A 3,659-nucleotide genomic window follows, 5' to 3' on the forward strand; every position below is an offset into this window, starting at 1 on the left:
CGGCACATCCGCTCGGCCGTGCGGTTCCACGACGTGGTCCGCACCCTCCGGGAGCAGGGTGTCACCCGCTACCTCGAACTCGGACCCGACGCCGTCCTCACCCCGCTCGTCCGGGAGGCCCTGGACGAGGACACCGGCCTCGCCGTCGTACCGCTCGCCCGCCGCAACCAGCCGGAGGTCCGCACCCTGGCCACGGCGCTCGCCCGGCTGCACACCGCCGGTGCCCCCGGCGAGGCGCTGCGCCCGCTGCTGCCCGGCCCGGCGGTCCGGCTGGACCTGCCCACCTACGCCTTCCAGCACACCTCCTACTGGTCGGTGCCCCGCCCGGCCGCCGACGCCGCCGCCCTCGGGCTGGCCGAGGCCGGGCACCCGCTGCTCGCGGCCGCCGTCGGACTCGCCGAGGACGGCGGACTGCTGCTCACCGGCCGGCTCTCGCTGGCCGCCCTGCCCTGGCTCGCCGACCACGACATCCTCGGCACCCCGCTGCTGCCCGGCACCGCCTTCCTGGAGCTCGCCCTCGCCGCCGCCGGCCGCGTCGGCGCCGACGGCGTCGAGGAACTGACGCTGCACGCACCGCTGCCGCTGACCGCCGAGGGCGCCGTCCAGCTCCAGATCGCCGTCGGCCCGCCGGACGAGCACGGCCACCGGACCCTGGCGATCCACGCCCGCCCCGGGCGCCCCGGCCAGGAGGACACCGAGGGCTGGACCAGGCACGCCGAGGGCCTGCTCACCGAGACCGCGCCCGGCCCCGTCACCGAGACCGTCACCTGGCCCCCGGCCGGCGCCGAACCACTGGACGTGGACGCGCTGTACGACCGGCTGCTCGCCCGGGGCTACGCGTACGGCACCGCCTTCCAGGGCGTGCGCGCGGCCTGGCGGCGCGGCCCGGACCTGTTCGCCGAACTCGCGCTGGGCGACGGACAGGCCGGTGACGCGGCCGGGTTCGGCATCCATCCCGCGCTGCTGGACGCCGCCCTGCACCCCCTGGTCGACGCCCGGACCACCGAACAGGAGAGCGGGGCGGACGGCCTTCCGCTGCCGTTCTCCTTCGGCGCCGTCCGGCTGCACGCCGAGGGCGCGGACCTGCTGCGGGTCCGCTGGACCCCGGCCGCCGAGGGCACCGCGCTGGAGGCCTTCGACGCCGAGGGCCGTCCCGTGCTGTCCGTCGGAACGCTCACCCTGCGCACGGCGGCGCCCGCCGCCCGGCCCGGCCCGGCCGAGGCGCGCCCGGCCCTGCACCGCCTCGACTGGCGGCCGGTGCCCGCCGCAGGCGACCCAGTCCCCGGCCGGACCCTGCTGCTCGGACCCGCCCCGCAGGGCCTGCCCGAGCTGCCGGCCGTCCCGGACCTCGACGCACTGCGCGCCGCGCTCGACGCGGGCGAGCCCGCGCCCGGCACCGTGCTCGCCGTCCTCCCGCCGTCCGGCACCGGTCTGCCCGGAGCGGCCCACGAGCTCACCCGCGAGGCGCTTCGGCTCGCCCGGCACTGGCTCGACGACGAACGGCTGGCCGACACCCGGCTCGCCGTCGTGACCCGCCGCGCCGTCACCGCCACGGCCGGCGACACCGCACCCGACCCGGCCGCCGCCGCCGTCTGGGGCCTGCTGCGCAGCGCCCAGAGCGAACAGCCCGACCGCTTCCAGCTCGCCGACCTGGACGACGACCCGGCCTCCGCCGCCGCACTCCCGGCCGCCCTGGCCACCGGCCTGCCCCAGCTCGCCCTGCGCGCCGACGCGGTGCTCCAGCCCCAGCTCCGGCCCGCGCCGGCGCGTCCCGCGGACGGCGCCGCACCGGACCTCACCCGGGGCACCGTCCTGATCACCGGCGGCACCGGCGGACTGGGCACCCTGCTCGCCCGCCACCTGGTCGCCCGGCACGGCGTCCGGCGGCTGCTGCTGGTCAGCCGCAGCGGGCCGGCCGCCCCCGGGGCGGCCGAGCTGGCCCGCGAACTGGCCGGACAGGGCGCCGAGGTGACCTTCGGCGCGGCCGACACCGGCGACCGGGCCGCGCTGGCCGGGCTGCTCGCCGAACTGCCCGCCGACCACCCGCTGAGCGCCGTCTTCCACCTCGCCGGAATCGTGGACGACGCCACCCTCGCCGGACTCGACGGCGACCGGATCGCCCGGGTGCTGCGCCCCAAGGCGGACGCGGCCTGGCACCTGCACGAGCTCACCGCCGGCCTCGACCTGGCCGCCTTCGTGCTCTTCTCCTCCGTCTCCGGTGTCACCGGCACCGCCGGTCAGGGCGGCTACGCGGCCGCCAACACCTTCCTGGACGCGCTCGCCCAGCACCGCCGGGCGGCCGGCCTGCCCGCCCTCTCGCTGGCCTGGTCGCTCTGGGCCGACCAGGACGGCATGGCCGGCGCGCTGGACCCCGAGGTCCTGCGCCGCTGGGGCCGCAGCGGTCTGCCGCCGCTGGAGACCCCGGCCGCCCTGGAACTGCTCGACGCGGCGCTCGCCGACCCCGCCCCGCTGCTGGTGCCCGTCCGGATCGACCCGGCCGCCCTGCGGGCCCGCGCCGCCGACGGTCCGCTGCCGGCCCCGCTGCGCGGCCTGGTCCGCGCACCCGCCCGCCGCGCCGCCGCCCGCACCGCCGGGGCGGCGGGCGGCACCGGCTGGGCCGAGCGCACCGCCGCCCTGCCCGAGGCCGAACGCGCACGGACCGCCGAGGAACTGGTGCGCGGTGCGGTGGCCGCCGTGCTCGGGCACAGCGGCGCGGACACCGTCGACGCGGAGCGGTCCTTCAAGGACCTCGGCCTGGACTCGCTGACCGCCGTGGAACTGCGCAACCGGCTCAACACCGCGACCGGCCTGCGCCTGCCCACCACCGTCGTGTTCGACCAGCCGTCCCCGGCCGCGCTCGCCCGGCGCCTGCTCGCCGGCCTGGACGGCGCCGGGTCCGCGACCGGGCAGGCGTCGGTGGCGCGGGTGGTGGCGGTGGACGAGCCGGTGGCGATCGTGGGGATGGCGTGCCGGTATCCGGGTGGGGTGGGGTCGCCGGAGGAGTTGTGGCGGTTGGTGGTGGAGGGGCGGGATGCGATCTCGCCGTTCCCGTCGGACCGTGGGTGGGATCTGGAGGGGTTGTACCACCCGGATCCGGATCATCCGGGGACGTCGTACGCGCGGGAGGGCGGGTTCCTGCACCGGGCGGCCGATTTCGACGCGGAGTTCTTCGGGATCTCGCCGCGTGAGGCGGCGGCGATGGATCCGCAGCAGCGGTTGCTGCTGGAGTCGTCGTGGGAGGCGCTGGAGTCGGCCGGGATCGATCCGGCGGGGCTGCGCGGCAGCCGCACCGGCGTCTTCGCCGGGGTGATGTACAACGACTACGGCTCGCGGCTGCAGCGCGCCCCCGAGGGCTACGAGGGGTACCTGCTGACCGGCAACACCTCCAGCGTGATCTCCGGCCGGATCGCCTACACCTTCGGCCTGGAGGGTCCGGCGGTCACCGTGGACACGGCCTGCTCCTCCTCGCTGGTCGCGCTGCACCTGGCCGCCCAGGCCCTGCGCAGCGGCGAGGCGACGCTCGCCCTGGCCGGCGGCGTCACCGTGATGGCCCGGCCGGACACCTTCGTGGAGTTCAGCCGGCAGCGGGGGTTGTCGCCGGACGGGCGGTGCAAGTCGTTCGGGGCGGGTGCGGACGGGACGGGGTGGAGTGAGGGTGT

The 3,659-nt window shown here is 78.0% G+C and carries 1 protein-coding gene; it reads left to right on the forward strand.

Annotated features, from left to right (window positions below; translation table 11 throughout):
* A partial coding sequence (locus ACF1AK_RS36150) for an SDR family NAD(P)-dependent oxidoreductase (RefSeq protein WP_391503063.1) occupies positions 1-3,659 on the forward strand: 3,659 nt, incomplete at both ends.

The organism is Kitasatospora sp. NPDC015120 (assembly GCF_043080305.1).
Taxonomy (GTDB): domain Bacteria; phylum Actinomycetota; class Actinomycetes; order Streptomycetales; family Streptomycetaceae; genus Kitasatospora.